Source organism: Mesorhizobium sp. P2_E7 (assembly GCF_056403855.1).
Genome location: NZ_JBFUER010000001.1, coordinates 1,902,163 through 1,926,199, shown reverse-complemented (window position 1 = coordinate 1,926,199; position 24,037 = coordinate 1,902,163). Strand labels below are relative to the sequence as shown.

Here is a 24,037-nt window from a genome sequence, read left to right as displayed (position 1 = left end):
CTCTATCTCCTTGTTTTTACGCAATTCCGGACGGAAAACCGTTTCACACTTTTCCTGGAATTGCTGCTGGGTCAGCCGGCGAGTATACGCTCGATCGCCGGGCGGTTCAGCCCCTTCAGGCCAATGACGACCAGACGCGAGCGGCGGTCGTCGTCGGCTGTCCAGGCGCGGTCATAGTAATGATTGACGCGCGGGCCGACGGCCTGCAGCAAAAGCCGCATCGGCTTGCCGCCGACATCGACGAAGCCTTTGACGCGCAACACATTCTCTTCCTCGGCGACGGTGGCGACGCGCCTGGCCAGTTCATCCGGATTGGCGATGGAGGGAATGTCGACAATGAATGTGTCGAAATCATCATGCTCGTGATCGAACGCGCCATCATGATGCGACTTGCGGTTCTCGATGTCGTCCTCGACGGCGAGGCCGAGGCCGAGCAGGACAGAGGGATCGACCTTGCCGTGCGCCGTCGCCACAATCTTCACGGCGCGGGCGGAATGTTCGCCGATGATGGCGTTGGCACGGGCCGAACCGGCGGCGTCCATCAAATCGCTCTTCGACAGGATGATCAGGTCGGCGCAGGCGATCTGGTCCTCGAACACCTCTTCGACCGGATCGTCATGGTCGAGCGTCTCGTCCTGGACACGCTGCGCCTGCAAGGCGTCCATGTCGTTGGCAACGCGTCCCTCAGCCAGCGCCGGACCGTCGACCACGGCGATGACGCCATCGACCGTGACGCGGCTTTTCACGCTCGGCCACTGGAAGGCCTGGACCAGCGGCTTGGGCAGCGCCAGGCCCGAGGTCTCGATCAGGATATGGTCGACCTTCGGCGTCAGCGCGAGGATTTTGTCGAGCGCGGGCACGAAATCGTCGGCAACGGTGCAGCAGATGCAGCCATTGGCCAGTTCGACGATGTTTTCCTCGGGGCAGGTGTCGATGCCGCAGCCTTTCAAAATCTCGCCGTCAATGCCGATGTCGCCGAACTCGTTGACGATGATGGCGATGCGCTTGCCGCCGGCGTTTTCCAGGAGATGGCGGACCAGCGTCGTCTTGCCGGCACCGAGGAAGCCGGTGACGACCGTGCAGGGAACACGGGAGAGATTGCCGGCCGGATTTGGAGCGTTCATGGTCAGTCCTTCAGCATATCGAGGGGCGGGATGCGGGCAACGAGGCCGCGCTTGAGGCTATCGGGCCGGCCGCGCCAGGGGATGAGGCCGTCGGTCGAGGTGGCGAAGAGTTTGGCGCCGGTGACGAGGTCGGCGCCGCTGGCCGCGGTCAGGTCACCGAAGACATAGCTCCAGCAGCCGTCACGCAGGATGGCGGCGCTGAGCCGACGCTTGCAGTTGCCGAGGCATTCGACTGTGCGGACACGGATATTGTCAGCCGCAGCTGCGCGGCGCGTGTCTTCGGCCAGCACTGCGCCGGCGCGAGGATGCGCGTCGGAGCCGGTCTCGTCGCGGCAGGAGGCGCAGACGATGACGGTCACGCCGGCCAAGGCATCGCCATCGGCGGACGAAACATCCGCTGTGCCAGCCGAAAAACTGCTGTTCTGGTCCAAAAACCGGGCTCCTTGCCCGGAAACCCGCCAGGCGATCGGATTCTTCTGTCGCAGACGGCAGGTCTCCTGGCTCGCGAGTCGTCGCCTTGGTTAGCCGCCTTCCCGGTGTTACCCAGTGGCATTCGGCCTTGGCTCGTCGCTTACAGTTGCGGGGACAGCCGCGGATTTGGGATTTCATCCCGCACCGCATTCCCTCTTAGCCCCAGCCGTTGCGGGCAGGGGACCGTCTGCAGCGGATTTAGGCTTTTGCAGGCAGCGGTGTCAACGCACGGCTACGACATGGCGATGTCGGCCAGGGGCTGCCCAAGATCGCCGGCAGGCGTCACTTCGATGCGCTCAAGCCCAAGCCAGCCCTGCATCTGCTTCAGTTCCTCGAAGAGTTGCGCGGCTGTTTCGGGCGGTGCGCCGGGCTCCGAATAGGCAGCATGGACGCGCAGCACGCTGGCCGGACGGTCGGCCTTGAGGTCGACTCGGCCCACGATCCGCTCGCCAAGCAGGAAGGGCAGGACGTAATAGCCGTATTGGCGCTTGTCGGCAGGGGTGTAGATCTCAATGCGGTAGTGGAAATCGAACAGCCGCTCGCTGCGCGACCGCTCGAAGACGACGGGATCGAACGGCGCCAGCAGAGCGCGGGCCTCGATCCGGCGCGGCAGGCGAGCGTCCTTGTGGAGGTAAGCCGGCTTGTCCCAGCCTTCGACGCGCACCGGCAGCAATTCGCCCAACTCGACCAGTTCCTCAAGCCGACCCTTCATATCGGCCGGCGACAGGCGGAAATAGTCGCGCAGGTCGCCTGAGGTGGCGATGCCATGGGCGCGGGCGGAAATGCGCAGCAATTCGCGGTGCGCGTCCTCGGCCGCCGGCACCGGCAGATCGAGGATCGCCTGCGGCAGCACGCGCTCGGGCAGGTCGTAGAAGCGCTCGAAGCCGCGCCGGTGGGCCGTGGTGATGCGGCCGGCCCAGAACAGCCATTCGAAGGCGTGCTTGGCGTGGCTCCAGCCCCACCAGCCGCCCGAACCCTTTTGGCCTTCGAGCGCCGAAGCGGCGATCGGGCCGCGCTCGGCGACCGCGCGGTAGATCTCTTCGATATAGGCGGCGTGCTCGCGGCCCCATTTGGCCAGCCCCAGATACATTTCGTCGCCGCTCTCGGCGCGCTGCATGCGCCAGCGCATCAGTGGCCAGGTCTCGACCGGCAGGAAGGAGGCCTCATGCGCCCAGTATTCGAACACGGTGCGCTTGCGGGTGACGGCGGCATTGTCGAGCAAGGCCAGCGGGTAGGGGCCAAGGCGCGAATAGAGCGGCATATAGTGGGCGCGAACTACGGCGCTGACGGAATCGATCTGCAGCAGGCCGGTGCGCGAGAGTACGCGGGCGAGGTGGCGGCGGTCGGGTGTGCCGCCCGGACGCGGATCGGTAAAACCCTGCGCGGCGAGCGCGATCCGCCTGGCCATGGCGAGCGATATTTTGTCCTTCATCAAGATGCCTTTGCCTGGTCCTGTTCTCATATTTCTAGCCGGTGATTCCGGCGATGCTAGCAGGCTTGTGGCGGGAGACATGTCAGGAGACAAAAGTGGAGTAAAAAATGAAGGAAATCAAACAGGAGGAGATCGGACCAGTTTTTCCCGACCTGCCGTCCAGCACTGCGTTTTGAACAAGGTTTGACTTGCTTCGCTCAAAGCCCTGCGCTAACCCTCGCCGCGTTGCAGCATAGGCACCTAAAACGGTTCAGCGGTTAAACTGTCACGCTTCCGCATTAGGGTTGGTTGCTGTAATCAAAGTGGATTGGCCGCCAACGGAAAGCCGCAGCATGAACGCATTGCTCAGTTCGTACCTGCCCATCGTCCTCTTCATCGCCGTGGCGGCAGTCGTCGGCTTGGCGCTTATCATTGCGCCGTTCCTGGTGGCCTACCGCAGTCCCGACCCGGAAAAGCTTTCCGCCTATGAATGCGGCTTCAACTCCTTCGACGATGCCCGCATGAAGTTCGACATCCGCTTCTACCTGGTGTCGATCCTGTTCATCATCTTCGATCTGGAAGTGGCCTTCCTGTTCCCGTGGGCGGTGTCGTTCTCGAAGATCGGCATGCTCGGTTTCTGGTCGATGATGGTGTTTTTGGCGGTGCTGACCATCGGCTTCGCCTATGAATGGAAAAAAGGAGCGCTGGAATGGGATTGAACGACAGTTCCGGCACACTCGTCGCGCCGAAGCCCAAGGGCCTGATCGACCCCAATACCGGACGTCCGGTCGGTTCTGACGATCCGTTCTTCCTCGAGATCAACAATGAACTCGCCGACAAGGGGTTTCTGGTCACCTCGACCGAGGCGCTGATCACCTGGGCGCGCAGCGGCTCGCTGATGTTCATGACGTTCGGTCTGGCGTGCTGCGCCGTCGAGATGATCCACACCTCGATGCCGCGCTACGATTCGGAGCGCTTTGGTGTTGCGCCGCGCGCGTCGCCGCGCCAGTCCGACATCATGATCGTCGCCGGAACGCTGACCAACAAGATGGCGCCGGCGCTGCGCAAGGTCTACGACCAGATGCCGGAGCCGCGCTACGTCATCTCGATGGGCTCTTGCGCCAATGGTGGCGGCTACTACCACTATTCCTATTCGGTGGTGCGCGGCTGCGACCGCATCGTGCCGGTCGACATCTATGTGCCCGGCTGCCCGCCGAGCGCCGAAGCGCTGCTCTACGGCATTCTTCTGCTGCAGAAGAAAATCCGCCGCACCGGCACGATCGAACGGTAAATCCATGGCCGCATCCCTTAGCGAACTGTCGACCTATCTCGGCGAAAAGCTGCCGGGCCGCGTCCATGACGCGGTGCTGGCCTATGGCGAACTGACGATCTCGGTCGAGCCCGGCGACCTGATCGACGTGACAACCTTCCTGCGCAACGATGCAGGTTGCCAGTTCATCTCGATCATCGATGTCTGCGGCGCCGACTATCCGTCGCGGATCAAGCGCTTCGACGTCGTCTACCACTTGCTGTCGCCGAAGCAGAATTTGCGCATCCGCATCAAGGTCCAGGCCGACGAAGAGACGCTGGTGCCGTCGCTGACATCAGTTTATCCCGGCGCCGACTGGTTCGAGCGCGAGACCTACGATCTCTATGGCGTCTTGTTCTCGGGCCATCCGGATCTGCGCCGCATCCTCACGGATTACGGCTTTGAGGGCCACCCGCTGCGCAAGGATTTCCCGCTGACCGGTTTCGTCGAAGTCCGCTACGACGACGAAGCCAAGCGCGTCATCTACGAGCCGGTGGAATTGAAGCAGGAATTCCGCAATTTCGATTTTCTTTCCCCGTGGGAAGGCACCGACTACGTGCTGCCTGGGGACGAAAAAGCCAAGACGAATTGAGGCGCCAGAATGGCCGAAACCTCCGTCCGCAATTTTAACATCAACTTCGGACCTCAACACCCTGCAGCGCATGGTGTTTTGCGCCTGGTGCTTGAGTTGGACGGAGAGGTCGTGGATCGCGTCGATCCGCATATCGGCTTGCTCCACCGCGGCACCGAAAAGCTGATCGAGCACAAGACCTACCTGCAGGCGGTGCCCTATCTCGACCGGCTCGACTATTGCGCGCCGATGAACCAGGAGCATGCCTTCGCGCTCGCTGCCGAGCGGCTGCTCGGTATCGAGGTGCCGAAGCGCGGCCAGCTGATCCGCGTGCTCTATTGCGAGATCGGCCGCATCATGTCGCACATCCTCAATGTGACGACGCAGGCGCTCGACATTGGCGCGCTGACGCCGCCGCTGTGGGGCTTCGTCGAACGCGAAAAGCTGATGGTGTTCTATGAGCGCGCCTCGGGTTCGCGCATGCATGCGGCCTATTTCCGTCCGGGCGGCGTGCACCAGGACCTGCCGCAAAAACTGGTCGAAGACATCGGCAAGTGGATCGATCCGTTCCTGAAGTCGCTCGACGATCTTGACAGACTGCTGACCGGCAACCGCATCTTCAAGCAGCGCAATGTCGATATCGGCACGGTGTCGCTGGCCGATGCCTGGGCCTGGGGTTTCTCCGGCGTCATGGTGCGCGGCTCGGGCGCTGCCTGGGACCTGCGCAAGTCGCAGCCCTATGAATGCTATTCCGAGATGGATTTCGACATCCCGATCGGCAAGAACGGCGACTGCTACGACCGCTACCTCGTGCGCATGGAAGAGATGCGCCAGTCGGCCAAGATCATGCGCCAGTGCGTCGATCTGCTGCTCGGCAAGGAAAGCGTCGGACCGGTGTCGAACCTCGACGGCAAGGTGGTGCCGCCCAAGCGTCAGGCGATGAAGCGCTCGATGGAAGCGCTGATCCATCATTTCAAGCTCTACACCGAAGGCTACCGCGTGCCGGCCGGCGAGGTCTATGCCGCCGTCGAGGCGCCTAAGGGCGAGTTCGGCGTCTATCTCGTCTCCGACGGCACCAACAAGCCGTACCGCTGCAAGCTGCGCGCCCCCGGCTTCGCGCATCTGCAGGCCATGGATTTCCTTTGCCGCGGCCACATGTTGGCCGACGTCACCGCCGTTCTCGGCTCCCTCGACATCGTGTTTGGTGAGGTCGATCGCTAAATGTCAGTCCGCCGTCTCGCAGAAGCCAGCGTCCAGCCAGCCTCCTTCGCCTTCAACCGGGCGAATGCGGCGGTGGCCAAGCAATGGATCAAGAAATATCCGAAGGGCCGCGAACAGTCGGCGATCATTCCCTTGCTGATGATTGCGCAGGAGCAGGAAGGCTGGGTCACCAAGGCGGCGATCGAGACCATTTCGGACATGCTCGGCATGCCGCGCATTCGCGGGCTTGAGGTCGCGACCTTCTACACGCAGTACCAGCTCAACCCGGTTGGCACGCGCGCGCATATCCAGGTCTGCGGCACCACGCCCTGCATGCTGCGCGGCTCGGAAGCGCTGATGGATGTGTGCCGCTCGAAAATCCACCACGACCAGTTCCACACCAACGACAAGGGCACGCTGTCGTGGGAAGAGGTCGAATGCCTCGGCGCCTGCGTCAACGCGCCGATGGTCATGGTGTTCAAGGATACGTTCGAGGATCTGACGCCGGAGCGGCTGGCGGAAATCATCGATCTCTACGATGCGGGCAAGGGTGCCTCGGTGCCCACGGGACCGCAGAACGGCCGCACCGGCTCGGAGCCGGCCCCCGGCCTGACGACGCTGAAGAGCGAAAAGGCGATCCTCAAGGCGACGCGCGACAAGGAAGCCAAAGCGGCGACCAAGGCTGCCCAGGCAGCCTCCGCCGCCCCGGCAGCTACCGCAGCGCCTGCGGCCTCTGCTGCGCCGGCAGCTACCGCAGCGCCTGCGGCCTCTGCTGCGCCGGCAGCCGCTCCGGTTGCGCCATCCAATGCCGGCAAGCCGAAGACCGATGCGCCGGAAACCAGTCCGGCGCTCAAGTCGCCTTCGGCGGCAAAAGTTGCACCGGCGACCGAAAAAGCGGCGAGCGTCTCGGCGCCGCTGCATTCGGCCGCCAACGCCAACACGGCGGCGCCTGAAGTCGAGAAAGTCGCCAAGCAGCGCAATGGCCCGAAGACCACGGCCGCGCCGGCAGCCGCCTTCAAGGCGCCGGAAGCCAAGGCTCCAGCGGCCACGCCTGCGCCGAGCAAGGCTGCCGCTAAGCCGGCAAAACCGTCGCTCGAGGACAAGAACCGTCCGGCCGGCATCGACAGGCCGGCCGCGGTCGACGATCTCAAGCTGATCTCGGGTGTTGGCCCGAAGATCGAGACCACGCTGCATTCGCTGGGCATCTTCACCTTCGCGCAGGTGGCGTCCTGGAAGAAGGCCGAGCGCGAGTGGGTGGACGGCTATCTGTCCTTCCACGGCCGCATCGACCGCGACGACTGGGTCGGCCAAGCCAAGGCGCTCGCCAAGGGCGGCGTCGCCGAATACATCCGCGTCTTCGGCAAGAAGCCGGTCTGAGGGACGAAACATGCTTCAGGATCAAGACCGCATCTTCAACAACATCTACGGCCTCTTCGACAAGTCGCTGGCCGGCGCCATGGCGCGCGGCGCCTGGGACAACACGCCTGGCATCATCGCCAAGGGGCGCGAATGGATCGTCAACGAAATGAAGGCGTCGGGCCTGCGCGGCCGTGGCGGCGCCGGCTTCCCGACCGGGCTGAAATGGTCGTTCATGCCCAAGCAGAGCGACGGAAGGCCGAGCTATCTCGTTGTTAATGCCGACGAATCCGAGCCCGGCACGTGCAAGGACCGCGACATATTGCGCAACGATCCGCACACGCTGGTCGAGGGCTCGTTCATTGCCGGCTTCGCCATGGGCGCGGTCGCCGCCTACATCTATGTGCGCGGCGAGTTCGTCAGGGAGCGCGAGGCGCTGCAGCGCGCCATCGACGAGGCCTATGAGGCCAAGCTGATCGGCAAGAACAACACGTCCGGCTACGATTTCGACATCTACATGCATCACGGTGCCGGCGCCTACATCTGCGGCGAGGAGACAGCGCTGCTCGAAAGCCTCGAAGGCAAGAAGGGCCAGCCGCGGCTGAAGCCGCCATTCCCGGCCAATGTCGGCTTGTATGGTTGTCCGACAACCGTGAACAATGTCGAGTCGATCGCGGTGGCGCCGACCATTTTGCGCCGGGGTGCTGCCTGGTTCTCGTCCTTCGGCAGGCCCAACAATGTCGGCACCAAGCTGTTTTGCATCTCCGGCCACGTCAACAATCCGTGCACCGTCGAAGAGGCGATGTCGATCCCGTTCCGCGAGCTGATCGAGACGCATTGCGGCGGCATTCGCGGCGGCTGGGACAATCTGCTCGCGGTCATTCCGGGCGGCGCTTCAGTGCCGCTGGTGCCGGCCGAGCAGATCATCGATGCGCCGATGGATTTCGACGCGCTGCGCGATCTCAAATCCGGCCTCGGCACGGCGGCTGTCATCGTCATGGACAAGTCGACCGATATCGTGAAGGCGATCGCCAGGCTTTCCTATTTCTACAAGCATGAAAGCTGCGGCCAGTGCACGCCGTGCCGCGAAGGCACCGGCTGGATGTGGCGGGTGATGGAGCGGCTGGTGCGCGGCGAGGCGCAGAAGCGCGAGATCGATATGCTGCTCGACGTCACCAAGCAGGTGGAAGGCCATACGATCTGCGCGCTGGGCGACGCGGCGGCATGGCCGATCCAGGGCCTGATGCGGCATTTCCGCGGCGAGGTGGAGCGGCGCATCGACGAGTTTTCGCGCAACGCGCACCGGGCCGAGCCGGTGATGGTGGCGGCGGAATAGACGACGACTTGAAATACGGGCGTGAAGCCCGGGACTGAACATGCGGGGCGGGGCAGACGAAGAAACGACCAGGAGATGTCTATGGCGCCGTATTCGAACCCTTTGATGCCCAAAATGGATGAGCTTGAGAAAATGAACCGGGATTTGACCAGGATGATGCCGAGGGAGATGGCCAGCGCCGTCAACCTTCTCGCGCATCCTGTCGCCGGTGCCGCCGCCATGTCGGCGCTTGGCTTCGGCCTCGCCAACCACGCCTTTGGCGTCTGGCTCGGCGCATGGTCGGGGGCCGTCGAGACATCACAGCGGATTTTCCAGCCGATCATCGATGATTTCGAGCAGCGCGCCGAGCGTTATTCGGAGACCGCTCCCGCCACCAAGGCACGCGCGGCGACCAAGACCCTGATCGCCGAGGCGCAGACCTTTGCGCAGGACGTGACCGATATTGCCGCCCGCACCGTCGATGCCGAGCCGGAGAAGGCGGATCCGGTCGCCGAAGACGCAACGACCGGGTTGATGCCGGAGGATTTCAGGCAGCCCAAGACCATTGCGCGCCCGTCCAAGCCGTCGGATTTCAAGGCGATAACGGGCATCGGGCCGAAGCTCGAAAAAGTGCTGAACGGCCTCGGCATCTGGACCTACGCCCAGATCGCCGCATGGACGCCGGAAGAGATTGCCTGGGTCGAGGATTACCTGTCGCTCACGGGCCGTATCGGCCGCGACGAGTGGACCCGCCAGGCGGCGGCGCTGACGCTGGCCGCCAAGGCGAAGAGGTAGGGGGCAGGCATGGATGTCCACGACAGGAGCGAAGTTCTCGATGTACGCAATGCCATCGTCAGTAACTCCAGATTTGACGATGTGAACCTGTCGAACACACAGTTTCGCAATGTCAACCTGTCGGCGGCCCTGGTGGAGGATGCGGATCTTTCGAACGCATCTTTCAACGACGTGAATATGAGCAACGTGAAGATAGAAAACGCTGAAGTCGCCGGCATGATGATCAATGGCATCAAGTTGAGCGATCTGTTTCAGGCATATGAGACGGCGAAAACCGCCGGGGGCAATTGATGGCAAAGCTCAAGGTCGACGGGAAAGAGATCACTGTACCCGACCACTACACGCTGCTGCAGGCGGCCGAGGACGCCGGTGCGGAAGTGCCGCGCTTCTGCTTCCATGAGCGGCTGTCGATCGCCGGCAATTGCCGCATGTGCCTGATCGAGGTGAAGGGCGGGCCGCCCAAGCCGCAGGCTTCCTGCGCCATGGGCGTGCGCGACCTGCGCCCCGGCCCGAACGGCGAGCCGCCGGAAATCTTCACCAACACGCCGATGGTCAAGAAGGCCCGGGAAGGCGTGATGGAGTTCCTGCTGATCAACCATCCGCTGGATTGCCCGATCTGCGACCAGGGCGGCGAATGCGACCTGCAGGACCAGGCGATGGCCTTCGGCGTCGATTCCTCGCGCTATCACGAGAACAAGCGCGCGGTCGAAGACAAGTATATCGGCCCGCTGGTCAAGACGGTGATGAACCGCTGCATCCATTGCACGCGCTGCGTCCGCTTCACCACGGAAGTCGCCGGCATTTCCGAGCTTGGCCTGATCGGCCGCGGCGAGGATGCCGAGATCACCACCTATCTCGAAAGCGCTATGACCTCGGAACTGCAGGGCAATGTCATTGACCTTTGCCCGGTCGGTGCGCTGACCTCGAAGCCGTTCGCCTTCCAGGCGCGGCCGTGGGAGCTGACCAAGACCGAATCCATCGACGTGATGGACGCGGTCGGCTCGGCGATCCGCGTCGACTCGAGAGGCCGCGAAGTGATGCGCATCCTGCCGCGCGTCAACGAGGCGGTGAACGAGGAGTGGATTTCCGACAAGACCCGCTTCATCTGGGACGGGTTGCGCACGCAGCGCCTCGACCGCCCCTATGTGCGCAAGGACGGCAAGTTGGCGCCCGCCAGCTGGGCCGAGGCGTTCGCCGCGATCAAGGATGCGGTGTCCAAGGCTTCGCCCGAGAAGATCGGCGCGATTGCCGGCGATCTGGCCGCTGTCGAAGAGATCTATGCGCTCAAGCAGCTGATGGCTGCGCTGGGCTCGAAGAACACCGATTGCCGTCAGGATGGCGCCGCACTCAATCCGGCGCTCGGTCGCGCCAGCTATATCTTCAACCCGACCATTGAAGGCATCGAGCAGGCCGACGCAGTGCTGATCATCGGCGCCAATCCGCGCTTCGAGGCCTCGGTGCTCAACGCCCGCATCCGCAAGCGCTGGCGCATCGGCAACCTGCCGGTCGGCGTCATCGGTGAGGTCGGCGACACACGCTACGAGTATGAACAGCTCGGTGCCGGTCCGGAATCGCTGAAGGATTTGGCCGACGGCAACGGCACGTTCTTCCAGGTGCTGAAGAAGGCGACGCATCCGCTGATCATTGTCGGCCAGGGCGCACTCGCGCGCGCCGATGGCTCTGCGGTCCTCGGCCAGGCAGCGAAGCTTGCCGGCGCTGTGAACGCCGCCCGCGCCGACTGGAACGGCTTTGCCGTGCTGCACAATGCAGCTGCCCGTGTCGGCGGCCTCGATGTCGGCTTCGTGCCGGGCGAGGGCGGCAAGAATGTCGCCGGCATGCTCGGCGAGAGCGATGTGCTGTTCCTGCTCGGCGCCGACGAGATCGACATGGGCAAGACCGGCGGCGCCTTCGTCGTCTATGTCGGCACCCATGGCGATGCCGGCGCGCACCGCGCCAATGTCATTCTGCCGGGTGCTGCCTACACCGAGAAGTCGGGCACCTACGTCAACACCGAGGGACGCGTGCAGCAGACCAACCGCGCCGGCTTCGCGCCGGGCGATGCCCGCGAAGACTGGGCGATCCTGCGGGCGCTGTCGGATGTGCTCGGCAAGAAGTTGCCGTTCGATTCGCTGCAGCAGCTGCGCGCCAAGCTCTATGGCGAATACCCGCATCTCGCCCGCATCGACCATGTCGAGGCCGGCAATGCCGAGGATATCGCCAAGGTGGCGAAGCTCGGCGGGCGGCTGAACAAGGGCACTTTCACCTCGCCAGTCCAGGATTTCTATCTGACCAACCCGATCGCACGGGCCTCGGCCGTCATGGGGGAATGCTCGGCGCTGGCGAAAAACGGCTTCAGGCAGGCGGCAGAGTAGACATGGACACTTTCTTCTCCTTCTACGTGCTGCCGGCGCTGATCATCATTTTGAAGTCGGTCGTGCTGATCGTCGTTTTGCTGATCGGGGTCGCCTATCTGCTTTATGCCGATCGCAAGATCTGGGCGGCGGTGCAGCTGCGCCGCGGCCCGAACGTCGTCGGCCCCTGGGGCACGCTGCAGGCTTTCGCCGATCTGTTGAAATTCGTCTTCAAGGAGCCGGTCATTCCGTCCGGCGCCAACAAGGGCGTCTTCCTGCTGGCGCCGCTGGTGTCCGCGGTGCTCGCGATCTCCGCCTGGGCGGTCATTCCCGTCAATGCCGGCTGGGCGATCGCCAACGTCAATGTCGGCATCCTCTATGTCTTCGCCATCTCCTCGCTCGAGGTCTATGGCGTGATCATGGGCGGCTGGGCTTCCAATTCGAAATACCCGTTCCTCGGCGCGCTGCGCTCGGCGGCGCAGATGGTGTCCTACGAAGTCTCGATCGGTTTCGTCATCGTCACCGTGCTGCTTTGCGTCGGCTCGCTCAACCTGTCGGACATCGTGATGTCGCAGCAGGACGGGCTGGGCACCAAGCTCGGCCTGCCCAACAGCTTCCTCGACTGGCACTGGCTGGCGCTGTTCCCGATGTTCGTCATCTTTTTCATCTCGGCGCTGGCCGAGACGAACCGCCCGCCCTTCGATCTGGTGGAAGCCGAGTCGGAACTGGTCGCCGGCCATATGGTCGAATATTCGTCGACGCCGTTCCTTTTGTTCTTCCTCGGTGAATATGTCGCCGTGGTGATGATGTGCGCTTTGGCCACCATCCTGTTCCTCGGCGGTTGGCTGCCGCCCTTCGACTTCGCGCCCTTCACCTGGGTGCCCGGCGTGATCTGGTTCGTGCTCAAGATCTGCCTGATGTTCTTCATGTTCTCGATGGTGAAGGCTTTCGTGCCGCGCTACCGCTACGACCAGCTGATGCGCCTTGGCTGGAAAGTCTTCCTGCCGATCTCGCTGGCGATGGTGGTAATCGTCGCTGCCTTCCTCAAGATCACGGGGTTTGCGTGATGTCCGCTCTCGGCCAAGCCGCCAAATCGCTGCTGCTGCAGGATTTCGTCAGCGCCTTCTTCCTGTCGATGCGCCAGTTCTTCGCGCCGAAGGAGACGATCAACTATCCGCACGAGAAGGGGCCGATCAGCCCGCGCTTCCGGGGCGAGCATGCGCTGCGCCGCTATCCCAATGGGGAAGAACGCTGCATTGCCTGCAAGCTGTGCGAAGCGATCTGCCCGGCGCAGGCGATCACCATCGAGGCCGGCCCGCGCCGCAATGACGGCACACGCCGCACCGTGCGCTACGACATCGACATGGTGAAGTGCATCTATTGCGGCTTCTGTCAGGAAGCCTGCCCGGTCGACGCCATCGTCGAGGGGCCGAATTTCGAGTTCGCGACGGAGACCCGCGAGGAGCTTTACTACGACAAGGACAGGCTGCTGGCGAATGGCGACCGGTGGGAGCGCGAACTGGCGCGCAACATCTCGCTGGACTCGCCCTATCGCTGACATTTGACGCATGGACGGGGCGAGGGGCCTCGTCTAAGGAACACGCAACTTGCCGGCCGGAGGCGGTCGCAAACATCGAACAGGACGGATGTCCTGTTTCGGACAGGAACCCGGGGGATCCCCAATGCTGAGTGGACTAGAGGCGGCCTTTTTCTACCTCTTCGCCTTTGTCGCGGTGGCGTCGGCCTTCATGGTCATTTCGTCGCGTAACCCCGTGCATTCCGTGCTGTTCCTGATCCTGACCTTCTTCAACGCCGCCGGCCTGTTCATGCTGACGGGCGCCGAGTTCCTGGCGATGATCCTGCTCGTCGTCTATGTCGGCGCGGTCATGGTGCTGTTCCTGTTCGTCGTCATGATGCTCGATGTCGACTTCGCCGAGATGAAGGAAGGCGCCCTGCAATATGCACCGATCGGCGCGCTGGTCGGGCTGATCCTGGCGGCGGAACTGATCATCGTGCTCGGCGGCTATACGTTCGCGCCGCAGCTGGCCTCGACGGTGTCGAAGCCCATCCCGGATCTCGCCGCGCGGACCAACACCGCTGCGCTGGGCGACATCCTCTATACCGACTACCTCTACTACTTCCAGATTTCGGGCCTCGTGCTTTTGGTCGCCATGATCGGCGCCATCGTCTTGACGCTGCGCCACAAGGAAGGGGTCAAGCGGCAGTCGATCGCTGCCCAGGTCGGCCGCACGCCGGCAACGGGCATGGAAATCCGCAAGGTCAAGTCAGGCGAGGGGCTCTGACGATGTTCGGTCGTTTGAAGAAAAAATACTGGGGAGAGCAGGTTGCCTCTTGGCGGGTTGATTCGACTGAAAAGGCCTGGGTATTCGTCTGGAATCGCGACGGGAATCTTACGCTGAACATCAAGAGCGAAGATTTCACATACGTTCAGGGGGCAGGCCGGAATGATGCAACAGTTATCTTCGAGCCTGCTGCCATAGACAGCCTTTTGGACGCCATCGTATCTGCACGTTCAATGATTCAACAAATGCCGGGAAAGGTTTGATCTGGCCATGATCGTCGGCATCGCACATTATTTGACCGTATCGGCGATCCTGTTCACGCTCGGCGTGTTCGGCATCTTCCTCAACCGCCGCAACATCATCGTCATCCTGATGTCGATCGAGCTGATCCTCTTGGCGGTCAACATCAATTTCGTCGCCTTCTCGGCGGCGCTCGGCGATCTCGTCGGACAGGTGTTTGCGCTGTTCGTGCTGACGGTCGCCGCCGCCGAGGCGGCCATCGGTCTTGCCATTCTCGTCGTCTTCTTCCGCAACCGCGGCTCGATCGCGGTCGAAGACGTGAACCAGATGAAGGGTTGACGGGGCTAACATGTATCAAGCGATCGTCTTCCTTCCGCTGCTCGGCTTCCTGATTGTCGGCTTGTTCGGCAATTCGCTCGGCGCCAAGGCATCGGAATACATCACCTCGGGCTTCCTGGTGATTTCGGCCGTGCTGTCCTGGGTCGCCTTCTTCAGCGTCGGTTTCGGCGAGGGCGAGGTGTTCACTGTGCCGGTGCTGCGCTGGATCCAGTCGGGCGGGCTCGACGCCTCCTGGGCGCTCAGGATCGACACGCTGACGGTGGTCATGCTGGTCGTGGTCAACACCGTGTCGGCGCTGGTTCACATCTATTCGATCGGCTACATGCACCACGATCCGAACCGGCCGCGCTTCTTTGCCTATCTGTCGCTGTTCACCTTCGCCATGCTGATGCTGGTGACGGCCGACAATCTGGTGCAGATGTTCTTCGGCTGGGAAGGGGTGGGTCTCGCTTCCTACCTGCTGATCGGCTTCTGGTATAAAAAACCGTCGGCCAATGCCGCTGCCATCAAGGCCTTCGTCGTCAACCGCGTCGGCGATTTCGGCTTCGCACTCGGCATTTTCGGCGTCTTCGTGCTGTTCGGCTCGGTCAATCTCGGCACCATCTTCGCCAATGCCGCGACGTTCATTCCAGCCGAAGGCGCCGAGCACGGTGCTGCCGTTCTCACCTTCCTTGGCTATGCGCTCGACAAACACGCAGCCATGACCATCGTCTGCCTGCTGCTGTTCATGGGCGCCATGGGCAAGTCGGCGCAGGTGCCGCTGCACACCTGGCTGCCGGACGCCATGGAAGGCCCGACGCCGGTCTCCGCGCTCATCCATGCCGCCACCATGGTCACCGCCGGCGTGTTCATGCTGGCGCGCCTGTCGCCGCTGTTTGAGCTGTCGCATTCGGCGCTGACGGTGGTGACCTTCATCGGCGCCTTCACCGCCTTCTTCGCGGCGACCGTCGGCCTGGTCCAGAACGACATCAAGCGCGTCATCGCCTATTCGACCTGCTCGCAGCTTGGCTACATGTTCGTGGCGCTCGGCGTCGGTGCTTATGGCGCCGCCATCTTCCATCTGTTCACGCACGCCTTCTTCAAGGCGCTCCTGTTCCTCGGTTCGGGCTCGGTCATCCATGCTGTCTCCGACGAGCAGGACATGCGCAAGATGGGTGGCCTGCGGAAGCTCATTCCGAAGACCTACTGGATGATGGTGATCGGCACGCTGGCGCTGACCGGCGTCGGCATTCCGGTGACAGTCATCGGCACCGCCGGCTTCTTCTCCAAGGATGCCATCATCGAGGCTGCCTTTGCCGGGCACAATTCGGTCGCCGGCCTCGCCTTCATCCTGCTGGTCATCGCCGCCTGCTTCACCTCTTTCTACTCCTGGCGGCTGATCTTCATGACCTTCCACGGCGAGCCGCGGGCGAGCCACGACGTCATGCACCATGTCCATGAATCGCCGCCGGTGATGCTGGTGCCGCTGTTCATCCTGGCCGCCGGCGCGCTGTTTGCCGGCGTCATCTTCCACGGCGCATTCATCGGCGAAGGCTACGCCGAGTTCTGGAAGGCGTCGCTGTTCACGCTGCCGGACAACCACATCCTGCACGAGATCCACGAATTGCCGCTGTGGGTGGAACTGGCACCGTTCGTCGCCATGGTCATCGGCTTTGCCGTCGCCTGGAAGTTCTACATACGCTCGCCGGAACTGCCCCGGAGTGTCGCCGCCAACCATCGCCTGCTCTATGCCTTCCTGCTCAACAAATGGTATTTCGACGAGCTCTACGACGTCCTGTTCGTGCGCCCGGCCAAGGCGCTCGGCCGGTTCCTGTGGAAGACCGGCGACGGCACCATCATTGACGGGCTCGGTCCGGACGGCATTTCGGCGCGTGTCGTCGACGTCACCAACCGGGTCGTCAAGTTGCAGACCGGCTACCTCTATCACTATGCCTTCGCCATGCTGATCGGCGTGGCGGCACTCGTCACCTGGATGATGCTCTGATGACCGCCTGGCCAATCCTCTCGCTGGTCACCTTCCTGCCGCTGGTTGGTGTGCTGCTGATCCTGCCGATCAGGGATGACAGCCCGAATGCGCGCCGCAACGTCCGCGCCATCGCGTTCTCAACGACGGCGGTCACCTTCCTGGTGTCGCTCTCCATCTGGACCGGCTTCGACAATTCGCAGGCCGGCTTCCAGTTCGTCGAGAAATATGCCTGGCTGGATTCCGGCATCTCATACCACATGGGCGTCGACGGCATTTCGATGCTGTTCGTCATCCTGACGACGTTCCTGATGCCGCTCTGTATCCTGGCGTCGTGGGAAGCGATCGACAAGCGCGTCAAGGCCTACATGATCGCCTTCCTGCTCCTGGAAACGCTGATGATCGGCGTGTTCTGTGCGCTCGATATCGTGCTGTTCTACGTCTTCTTCGAAGCCGGCCTGATCCCGATGTTCATCATCATCGGCGTCTGGGGCGGCAAGCGCCGCGTCTACGCCTCGTTCAAGTTCTTCCTCTATACGCTGGCCGGGTCGGTGCTGATGCTGCTCGCCATCATGGCGATGTTCTTCCAGTCGGGCACCACCGACATTCCGACGCTGTTGACCCACAACTTCCCCGCCAGCATGCAGACATGGCTATGGCTGGCCTTCTTCGCCTCCTTCGCGGTGAAGATGCCGATGTGGCCGGTGCACACCTGGCTGCCGGATGCCCACGTCGAAGCGCCAACGGCGGGCTCGGTGATCCTGGCCGCCATCCTTCTGAAGATGGGCGGGTACGGCTTCCTGCGTTTCTCGCTGCCGATGTTCCCGCTGGCGTCGGAGATGTTCGCGCCGCTGGTGTTCACGCTGTCGGTCGTCGCCATCATCTACACTTCGCTGGTGGCGCTGATGCAGGAGGACATGAAGAAGCTGATCGCCTATTCCTCCGTCGCCCATATGGGCTTCGTCACCATGGGCATCTTCGCCATGAACCAGGAGGGCGTTCAGGGCGCGATCTTCCAGATGCTCAGCCACGGCCTGGTCTCGGGCGCGCTGTTCCTGTGCGTCGGCGTCATCTATGACCGCATGCACACGCGCGAGATCGACGCCTATGGCGGCCTGGTCAACAACATGCCGAAATACGCCACCGTGTTCATGGTCTTCACCATGGCCAATGTCGGCCTGCCCGGCACCTCAGGCTTCGTGGGCGAATTCCTGACCATGCTCGGCGTGTTCAAGGTCAACACCTGGGTGGCGTTCTTTGCCGCCACCGGCGTCGTCCTGTCGGCGGCCTACGCGCTCTGGCTCTACCGCCGGGTGATCTTCGGCGCGCTGACCAAGGAAAGCCTGAAGGGCCTGCTTGATCTGTCGACGCGCGAGAAGGCGATCATCTACCCGCTGGTCGTGCTGGTCATCTTCTTCGGCGTCTATCCCGCTCCCGTCTTCGATGCCACGGCCCAGTCGGTCAAGGCGCTCGTCACCAATGTCACCGCATCCATCGGCGCCGCGCAGACCGCGGCGGCGAACTGACCAGAGGTTTTGCGAACCATGACGCCGGACCTTTATTCCAGCCTTTCGCTCTCTACGCCGGAGCTGATCCTCGCCATCGGCGCGCTGGCGCTGTTGATGGTCGGCGCCTATTCGCGCGCCAACAGCGTCAACCTGGTGACCGGCCTTGCCGTCGCCGTGCTGGTGATCGCTGGCCTATGGCTGGTCTCCTCCACAGGGCAGGGCGCAGCCTACGGCAACGCCTTCATCCAGGATCCGTTCTCCCGCTTCATGAAGGTGCTGTCGCTGATCGGTTCGGCGGTGACGCTGGTGATGTCGATGCGCTTTGCCAAGCAGGAGCATTTCGACAAGTTCGAATACCCGGTGCTGATCCTGCTGTGCACGCTCGGCATGATGCTGATGATCTCGGCCAACGGCATGATCGGCCTCTATCTCGGCCTCGAACTGCAGTCGCTGGCGATCTACGTGCTGGCCGCGATCAACCGCGACAATCTGCGTTCGACCGAAGCCGGCCTGAAGTACTTCGTGCTGGGCGCGCTGTCGTCGGGCATGCTGCTCTACGGCATCAGTCTGGTCTACGGCTACACCGGCAATGTCGGCTTCCAGGAAATTGCCTCGGCCTTGGGTAGTGGCGAGCGCCAGCTCGGCCTCGTCGTCGGCCTGGTCTTCGTGCTGGCCGGCCTTGCCTTCAAGATTTCTGCGGTGCCGTTCCATATGTGGACGCCTGACGTTTACGAGGGCGCGCCGACGCCGGTCACCGCCTTCCTGGCGGCAGCGCCCAAGATGGCGGCGATGGCGCTGATCGTGCGTGTCACCATGGGCGCCTTCAAGCCGATCGCTTCCGACTGGCAGCAGATCATCGTCTTCATTTCGATCGCTTCGATGGCGCTTGGCGCCTTCGCGGCAATAGGCCAGACCAACATCAAGCGGCTGATGGCGTACTCCTCGATCGGCCATATGGGCTATGCGCTGGTCGGCCTTGCCGCCAACAGCCAGGCCGGCGTGCGCGGCGTCGCTATCTACATGCTGATCTATCTGGTGATGACGCTCGGCACTTTCGCCTTCATCCTCGCCATGCGGCGCAAGGAAGGCAATGTCGAGCAGATCAGCGATCTCGCCGGTCTCTCCTCGACCAACCCGATCATGGCGACGATCCTGACCATCCTGATGTTTTCGCTGGCCGGCATCCCGCCGCTCGCCGGCTTCTGGGGGAAGTGGTACGTCTTCCTCGCCGCCATCAACGCCAACCTCTACGCGCTGGCGATCATCGGCGTGCTGGCCTCGGTCGTGGGCGCCTATTACTATCTGCGCATCATCAAGATCATGTGGTTCGACGAACCGGCCGGCGGCTTCGTGCCGATGGCCAGCGAACTGCGCCTCGTGCTCGGCGTCTCCGGCGCCTTCGTGCTGTTCTATGTGCTGATCGGCGGTCCGATCGCGACCTACGCCGAAGCCGCCGCCAAGACATTTTTCTGAGCGGATGGCATTTCGGCTGGCTCCAACCTCTGAGACGGAAGGATTCCGGCTCGAGGCCCATGACAGTATCGGCTCCACCAACACTGTGGCGCTGGACCATGCAAGGGCAGGCGACCCCGGCAAATTGTGGGTCGTTTCCAAAAAGCAGGAAAGCGGCCGCGGCCGGCGTGGCCGTGCCTGGGTGTCTCCCGAAGGCAATCTGGCAGCGACCTTGCTCGTGATCACCGGCGGTGAGCTTCGTCTTGCCGCGACGCTCGGCTTCGTCGCTGGCCTGTCGCTGGCCGATGCGCTCGATGCCGTCGTACCGAAGGGCAAGATTGCCATCGGCCTCGATGGCGCCAGCCAGGGACAAAACCGTTTCGAGCTGAAATGGCCGAACGATGTGCTGGCCTCCGGCGCCAAGCTGGCCGGCATTCTGCTGGAATCGGCTATTCTCGACGGCGGCCGTTTCGCGGTGGCGGTCGGCATCGGCGTCAATGTGGTGGCACATCCCACTGATATGCCGTATCCGGCGACATCGCTGCAGGCGCTTGGCGCGACGTGCGATGCCGAAACGCTGTTTCTGGCGCTGTCGGATGCGTGGACCGACAATGCGCGGCTGTGGGATGAAGGACGCGGGCTCGATGCCATCCGGCGGCGCTGGCTGGCGCGCGCGGCGGGGCTCGGCGGCGAGGTTGCTGTCAGGATTGACGGGAATGTGGTGCGCGGTACCTTCGAGACCATTGACGCGGACTGCCGTTTCGTGATCCGCGATGATGAGGGGTCGGTTGTGACGGTGGCCGCCGGCGACGTGCATTTCGGCGCGGTCGCGTCGGCAAGAGTCTGATTGTTGTGCGCAATTCCTGTGGGAAAACCGTTACACACTTTTCCTGGAATTGCTTAAGGGGCTGGCCGCAAGGGCCGGGAAGGGAAAATTGATGGCGAAAGCGCAAAACGCCGAACTCGTCTTCGTGCCGCTCGGCGGCGTCGGCGAGATCGGCATGAACTTCGCCCTTTACGGCTACGGGCCGCCCACTGCGCGCGAATGGATCGTCGTCGATGTCGGCGTGACCTTTCCCGACGCGGCGCATCCGGGCGTCGACCTGATCCTGCCCGATACCCGCTTCATCGAGGAAAACCTCGCCAATCTGCGCGGCATCATCATCACCCATGCGCATGAAGACCACTACGGCGCGCTGCTCGACACCTGGCCGAAATTGAAGGCGCCGGTGTGGATGACGCCTTTCAGCGCCGGCCTGCTGGACGCCAAGCGCCAGGGCGAACAGGGCGCGCCAAAAATCCCGGTGACGATCTACCGGGCGGGCGAAAAGTTCACCGTCGGGCCGTTCGAGATCGAGGCCATTCCGGTGGCGCATTCGATCCCCGAGCCGATGTCGCTGGCCATCACCTCGCCGGCCGGGACCGTCATCCACACCGGCGACTGGAAGATCGATCCCGAACCGACGATCGGACCCAAGACCGACGAGGCGCGCTTCCGCGCCTATGGCGACAAGGGCGTGCTGGCGCTGATCTGCGATTCGACCAATGCGCTCAGGGAAGGCGAATCGCCGTCGGAAGTGGCGGTGGGTGAGGGGCTGAGAGGCGTCATCCAGAGTGCTGTCGGCCGCGTTGCCGTCACCACCTTCTCCTCCAATGTCGGGCGTATCGTCTCGATCGCCAGGGCGGCGCGCGATGCCGGCCGGCAGTGCCTGGTGCTCGGCCGCTCGCTGAAGCGCGTCATCGATGTGGCCGGTGAACTTGGCTACATGGATGGGCTGCCGGAATTCATCGCCGAAGAGGATTTCGGCTTCATCCCGCGCGAGAACCTGGTCATCATCTGCACCGGCAGCCAGGGCGAGCCGCTGGCGGCGCTGGCGAAGCTGTCGCGTGACGAGATGAAGTCGGTGTCGCTGACGGCCGGCGACACGGTGGTGTTTTCCTCGCGCACCATTCCCGGCAACGAGAAGGCGATCCTCGAAATCAAGAACCGGCTCATCGATCTCGGCATCAAGATCATCGAGGACGGCGACGCGCTGGTGCATGTCTCCGGCCATCCGCGCCGCAGCGAACTGCGCAGGATGTACGAATGGGTGCGCCCGCAGATCGGCGTTCCCGTGCATGGCGAGGCCGCGCATCTGGTGGCGCAGGGATCGCTGATGTCGACCTCCGGCATCGGCCAGGTGGCGCAGGTGCGCGACGGCGACATGCTGCGGCTGGCGCCCGGTCCGGCCACCATCATCGACCAGGTGCCGTTCGGCCGCATCTACAAGGATGGCCGCCTGATCGGCACCGACCAGGCGATGGGTATACGCGACCGGCGCAAGCTGTCCTTTGCCGGCCATGTCGCGGTCAATGTCGTGCTCGACGACAAATATGAGCTGGCCGGCGATCCCGACCTGGTCGCCATCGGCGTCGCCGAAGCGGATGCCCGTGGCGAGAACATGGAAGATCTGATGCTCGACGCGGCCGTCGGCGCGGTGGACTCCATTCCCCGCCAGCGCCGCAAGGACCTCGATCTGGTGCAGGAAGCGGTGCGGCGCGCCGTGCGTGGCGCCGCCAACGAAGCCTGGGGCAAGAAGCCGCTGGTGACGGTGTTCGTCACCCGCTAGGGCGAAGCCATTCGCTGGAATTCAACTGGTGGCGGAGCGCCAGCGAAACGTCCCGTCCAACCGTTCGACGTGCCCGAGACCTGGAAACGGCATGTGATAGCCGGCGACCAGCAGCCGGTGGTCTGCGGCCATGTTCAGCAGGCGCTTGCGGGTCTCGACGGCCTGCTCCTTCTCGTCGTCGAGATCGGCATGCCACTCAGGCCGCTGGATCGATACGACAGAGTGCAGGAAGGCGTCCGACCAGATGAGCAATTGGTGCCCGTCGCTTTCGATATGGAACGCCAGCAGCCCTGGAGAATGGCCGGCGGCGTCGATGGCGGTGATGCCCGGCACCACTTCGTCTCCGGGCGCTACGAATGTTGAGCGGTCGGCAAGGCCGGCGCAGACACGCAGGAACAGGTCTCGGTTGCTCAGCCTGGCTTCGCGCACCGTATCGGCCTCGGTCCAGAAGACGAATTCTGCCGCACCGAACACATAGCGCGCCCGGCTGAAAATGGCTTCGCCGTTGCGGACGAGGCCCCCGATGTGGTCGGGGTGGCCATGCGTGATGACCACCAAATCGATGTCGCCGGGCTGGAGCTCAAGGTCCTGCAGGCATTGCAGCAGCGAACTGTCCTCGTCGCCGAATCCGGTGTCGAACAGGATCTTTTCGGCACCGGTGTCGATCAGCGTCGGGATGAAGCAATGCTCGTACCGGTTGGGATCGATGAAGTTCGACATGGCAAGTTCCCGCACCGCGCCCGGCGATTGTCCAGGGGCGAAGGCAGCCGCGAGATTGTCTCTGGCATCGACGGCGTCGAGCAGGGCGGCAACCCTGAACGAGCCAAGATCGAAGCTGAAAACGCGGGGGCGGAGATCGGGCATGGCCGTTTGTACTTCGCAGACATCGATTAGAACAGGCCGACGGTTCACGGAAGTGCGACCTTGCGCGCCTCGGCAAAGGCTATTGATGTCGGCCGATTTGCCGTAAGACGCCAAACATCGAAGCTGGAGGTTTCATGCTGGGACGCCTGAACCATGTCGCGCTTGCCGTGCCGGATCTGGCAGCGGCGATTACCGCCTATCGCGACACGCTTGGCGCGAAGGTCACCGCTCCGCAGGCGCTGCCGGAGCACGGCGTGACGGTGGTGTTCGTCGATGTCGGCAACACCAAGATCGAACTGCTGGAGCCGCTGGGCGAGGGCTCGCCGATCGCGGCTTTTCTGGAGAAGAACCCCTCGGGCGGCATGCATCATGTCTGCTATGAGGTCGACGATATTCTTGCCGCGCGCGATCATCTCAAGGCGAGCGGCGCGCGCGTGCTGGGCGACGGCAATCCCAAAACCGGCGCCCACGGCAAGCCGGTGCTGTTCCTGCATCCCAAGGATTTCTTCGGCACGCTGGTCGAACTGGAGCAGGCATGAGCTGGATTTCGTTTGCCGCGCTGTTCTTCATCACCTGGTGGCTGATGCTGTTCATCGTGCTGCCGTTTTCGGTGCACACGCAGGATGACGATCACGACGTGACGCTGGGCACGGTTGCCAGCGCCCCGCGCGGGCCGCATATGCTGCGCGCCGTGATCCGCACCACCATCGTCACGGCGGTCGTCATGGGCATTTTCTACGGGCTGACGCATGGGCTCGGTTACAGCCTCGACGAAGTCCCGCACATCATCCCCGAAGCCAGCCAGGCACCGGCTAACTAAAGCACTTTCCTGCCGAAAAAATCGGGCGGGCAACAT

General features: G+C 63.2%; 25 protein-coding genes and 1 riboswitch. Of the genes, 21 read left to right on the top strand and 4 right to left on the bottom strand.

All coding sequences use genetic code 11. The features are described 5' to 3' along the window. Nucleotides 1–71: 71 nt before the first annotated feature. From cobW to AC1DYC_RS09730, 3 genes are all read right to left on the bottom strand, one after another. Nucleotides 72–1,124, bottom strand: coding sequence for a cobalamin biosynthesis protein CobW (gene cobW, locus AC1DYC_RS09740; RefSeq protein WP_477405779.1), 1,053 nt, complete (start codon nucleotides 1,122–1,124; stop codon nucleotides 72–74). A gap of 2 nt (nucleotides 1,125–1,126) precedes the next feature. Further along, nucleotides 1,127–1,555: a DUF1636 family protein gene (locus AC1DYC_RS09735; protein ID WP_477405778.1), complete on the bottom strand. Its 429-nt coding sequence runs from the start codon at nucleotides 1,553–1,555 to the stop codon at nucleotides 1,127–1,129. A gap of 39 nt (nucleotides 1,556–1,594) precedes the next feature. After that, a riboswitch (cobalamin riboswitch) is annotated at nucleotides 1,595–1,798 on the bottom strand. Nucleotides 1,799–1,827: 29 nt separating this feature from the next. Next, entirely contained in the window at nucleotides 1,828–3,027 is a 1,200-nt protein-coding gene (locus AC1DYC_RS09730; protein WP_477405776.1) for a winged helix-turn-helix domain-containing protein, read from the bottom strand. Between the two features lie 332 nt (nucleotides 3,028–3,359). On the opposite strand from AC1DYC_RS09730, the gene AC1DYC_RS09725 reads away from it, so the two are divergent. The 19 genes from AC1DYC_RS09725 (at nucleotide 3,360) to AC1DYC_RS09635 (ending at nucleotide 22,317) form a co-directional block, all read left to right on the top strand. Further along, nucleotides 3,360–3,725 carry an NADH-quinone oxidoreductase subunit A gene (locus AC1DYC_RS09725; protein WP_112565102.1) on the top strand — a complete coding sequence of 122 codons (366 nt, stop codon included), beginning with the start codon at nucleotides 3,360–3,362 and terminating at the stop codon, nucleotides 3,723–3,725. Continuing rightward, nucleotides 3,716–4,297, top strand: coding sequence for a NuoB/complex I 20 kDa subunit family protein (locus AC1DYC_RS09720; RefSeq protein ID WP_023670824.1), 582 nt, complete (start codon nucleotides 3,716–3,718; stop codon nucleotides 4,295–4,297). Before AC1DYC_RS09725 ends, AC1DYC_RS09720 begins: the two co-directional genes overlap by 10 nt. Nucleotides 4,298–4,301: 4 nt before the next feature. Then, nucleotides 4,302–4,907: an NADH-quinone oxidoreductase subunit C gene (locus tag AC1DYC_RS09715; RefSeq protein ID WP_477405774.1), complete on the top strand. Its 606-nt coding sequence runs from the start codon at nucleotides 4,302–4,304 to the stop codon at nucleotides 4,905–4,907. Between the two features lie 9 nt (nucleotides 4,908–4,916). Beyond that, on the top strand, nucleotides 4,917–6,107 hold the full coding sequence (locus AC1DYC_RS09710) for an NADH-quinone oxidoreductase subunit D (protein ID WP_477311061.1): 1,191 nt from the start codon (nucleotides 4,917–4,919) through the stop codon (nucleotides 6,105–6,107). Next, entirely contained in the window at nucleotides 6,108–7,463 is a 1,356-nt protein-coding gene (locus AC1DYC_RS09705) for an NADH-quinone oxidoreductase subunit E (protein ID WP_477405772.1), read from the top strand. Nucleotides 7,464–7,473: 10 nt separating this feature from the next. Beyond that, nucleotides 7,474–8,778, top strand: coding sequence for an NADH-quinone oxidoreductase subunit NuoF (gene nuoF, locus AC1DYC_RS09700; protein ID WP_112565109.1), 1,305 nt, complete (start codon nucleotides 7,474–7,476; stop codon nucleotides 8,776–8,778). Nucleotides 8,779–8,859: 81 nt separating this feature from the next. After that, a complete protein-coding gene (locus AC1DYC_RS09695; protein ID WP_477405770.1) occupies nucleotides 8,860–9,552 on the top strand; it encodes an NADH-ubiquinone dehydrogenase in 693 nt (230 codons plus the stop codon). Between the two features lie 9 nt (nucleotides 9,553–9,561). Continuing rightward, the gene (locus AC1DYC_RS09690; RefSeq protein WP_477405768.1) at nucleotides 9,562–9,843 is read left to right on the top strand and encodes a pentapeptide repeat-containing protein; all 282 of its coding nucleotides are present in this window, start codon (nucleotides 9,562–9,564) and stop codon (nucleotides 9,841–9,843) included. Beyond that, nucleotides 9,843–11,924, top strand: coding sequence for an NADH-quinone oxidoreductase subunit NuoG (nuoG, locus tag AC1DYC_RS09685; RefSeq protein ID WP_477405766.1), 2,082 nt, complete (start codon nucleotides 9,843–9,845; stop codon nucleotides 11,922–11,924). The genes AC1DYC_RS09690 and nuoG overlap by 1 nt, the downstream gene beginning before the upstream one ends. Nucleotides 11,925–11,926: 2 nt before the next feature. Further along, nucleotides 11,927–12,970 carry an NADH-quinone oxidoreductase subunit NuoH gene (nuoH, locus tag AC1DYC_RS09680; protein ID WP_477309541.1) on the top strand — a complete coding sequence of 348 codons (1,044 nt, stop codon included), beginning with the start codon at nucleotides 11,927–11,929 and terminating at the stop codon, nucleotides 12,968–12,970. Further along, nucleotides 12,970–13,461: an NADH-quinone oxidoreductase subunit NuoI gene (gene nuoI, locus AC1DYC_RS09675; protein ID WP_023815530.1), complete on the top strand. Its 492-nt coding sequence runs from the start codon at nucleotides 12,970–12,972 to the stop codon at nucleotides 13,459–13,461. Before nuoH ends, nuoI begins: the two co-directional genes overlap by 1 nt. Before the next feature lie 124 nt (nucleotides 13,462–13,585). Continuing rightward, on the top strand, nucleotides 13,586–14,206 hold the full coding sequence (locus AC1DYC_RS09670; protein WP_477280626.1) for an NADH-quinone oxidoreductase subunit J: 621 nt from the start codon (nucleotides 13,586–13,588) through the stop codon (nucleotides 14,204–14,206). Between the two features lie 2 nt (nucleotides 14,207–14,208). Next, complete coding sequence (locus AC1DYC_RS09665; protein WP_477405764.1) at nucleotides 14,209–14,469, top strand: hypothetical protein; 261 nt, start codon at nucleotides 14,209–14,211, stop codon at nucleotides 14,467–14,469. 7 nt (nucleotides 14,470–14,476) lie between these two features. After that, nucleotides 14,477–14,785: an NADH-quinone oxidoreductase subunit NuoK gene (gene nuoK / locus AC1DYC_RS09660; protein ID WP_477405762.1), complete on the top strand. Its 309-nt coding sequence runs from the start codon at nucleotides 14,477–14,479 to the stop codon at nucleotides 14,783–14,785. Nucleotides 14,786–14,795: 10 nt separating this feature from the next. Continuing rightward, nucleotides 14,796–16,769 carry an NADH-quinone oxidoreductase subunit L gene (nuoL, locus tag AC1DYC_RS09655; protein ID WP_477405760.1) on the top strand — a complete coding sequence of 658 codons (1,974 nt, stop codon included), beginning with the start codon at nucleotides 14,796–14,798 and terminating at the stop codon, nucleotides 16,767–16,769. Continuing rightward, the gene (locus tag AC1DYC_RS09650) at nucleotides 16,769–18,274 is read left to right on the top strand and encodes an NADH-quinone oxidoreductase subunit M (protein ID WP_477405758.1); all 1,506 of its coding nucleotides are present in this window, start codon (nucleotides 16,769–16,771) and stop codon (nucleotides 18,272–18,274) included. The genes nuoL and AC1DYC_RS09650 overlap by 1 nt, the downstream gene beginning before the upstream one ends. Nucleotides 18,275–18,292: 18 nt before the next feature. Next, nucleotides 18,293–19,729, top strand: a complete 1,437-nt coding sequence (nuoN, locus tag AC1DYC_RS09645; RefSeq protein ID WP_477405756.1) for an NADH-quinone oxidoreductase subunit NuoN — start codon at nucleotides 18,293–18,295, stop codon at nucleotides 19,727–19,729. A gap of 4 nt (nucleotides 19,730–19,733) precedes the next feature. After that, nucleotides 19,734–20,555 carry a biotin--[acetyl-CoA-carboxylase] ligase gene (locus tag AC1DYC_RS09640; protein WP_477405754.1) on the top strand — a complete coding sequence of 274 codons (822 nt, stop codon included), beginning with the start codon at nucleotides 19,734–19,736 and terminating at the stop codon, nucleotides 20,553–20,555. Nucleotides 20,556–20,646: 91 nt separating this feature from the next. Next, nucleotides 20,647–22,317 (top strand): ribonuclease J, encoded by a 1,671-nt coding sequence (locus AC1DYC_RS09635; protein ID WP_477405752.1) that lies wholly within the window; start codon nucleotides 20,647–20,649, stop codon nucleotides 22,315–22,317. A 21-nt stretch (nucleotides 22,318–22,338) separates the two neighbouring features. On the opposite strand, the gene AC1DYC_RS09630 is transcribed toward AC1DYC_RS09635, so the two are convergent. Then, on the bottom strand, nucleotides 22,339–23,181 hold the full coding sequence (locus tag AC1DYC_RS09630; protein WP_477405750.1) for an MBL fold metallo-hydrolase: 843 nt from the start codon (nucleotides 23,179–23,181) through the stop codon (nucleotides 22,339–22,341). Nucleotides 23,182–23,315: 134 nt separating this feature from the next. Between AC1DYC_RS09630 and mce the strand changes: the two genes are divergently transcribed. Together mce and AC1DYC_RS09620 are read left to right on the top strand one after the other, a co-directional pair. Continuing rightward, complete coding sequence (gene mce, locus AC1DYC_RS09625; RefSeq protein WP_477280641.1) at nucleotides 23,316–23,720, top strand: methylmalonyl-CoA epimerase; 405 nt, start codon at nucleotides 23,316–23,318, stop codon at nucleotides 23,718–23,720. Further along, nucleotides 23,717–24,001 carry a DUF1467 family protein gene (locus AC1DYC_RS09620; protein WP_454577556.1) on the top strand — a complete coding sequence of 95 codons (285 nt, stop codon included), beginning with the start codon at nucleotides 23,717–23,719 and terminating at the stop codon, nucleotides 23,999–24,001. The genes mce and AC1DYC_RS09620 overlap by 4 nt, the downstream gene beginning before the upstream one ends. Nucleotides 24,002–24,037 lie beyond the last annotated feature (36 nt).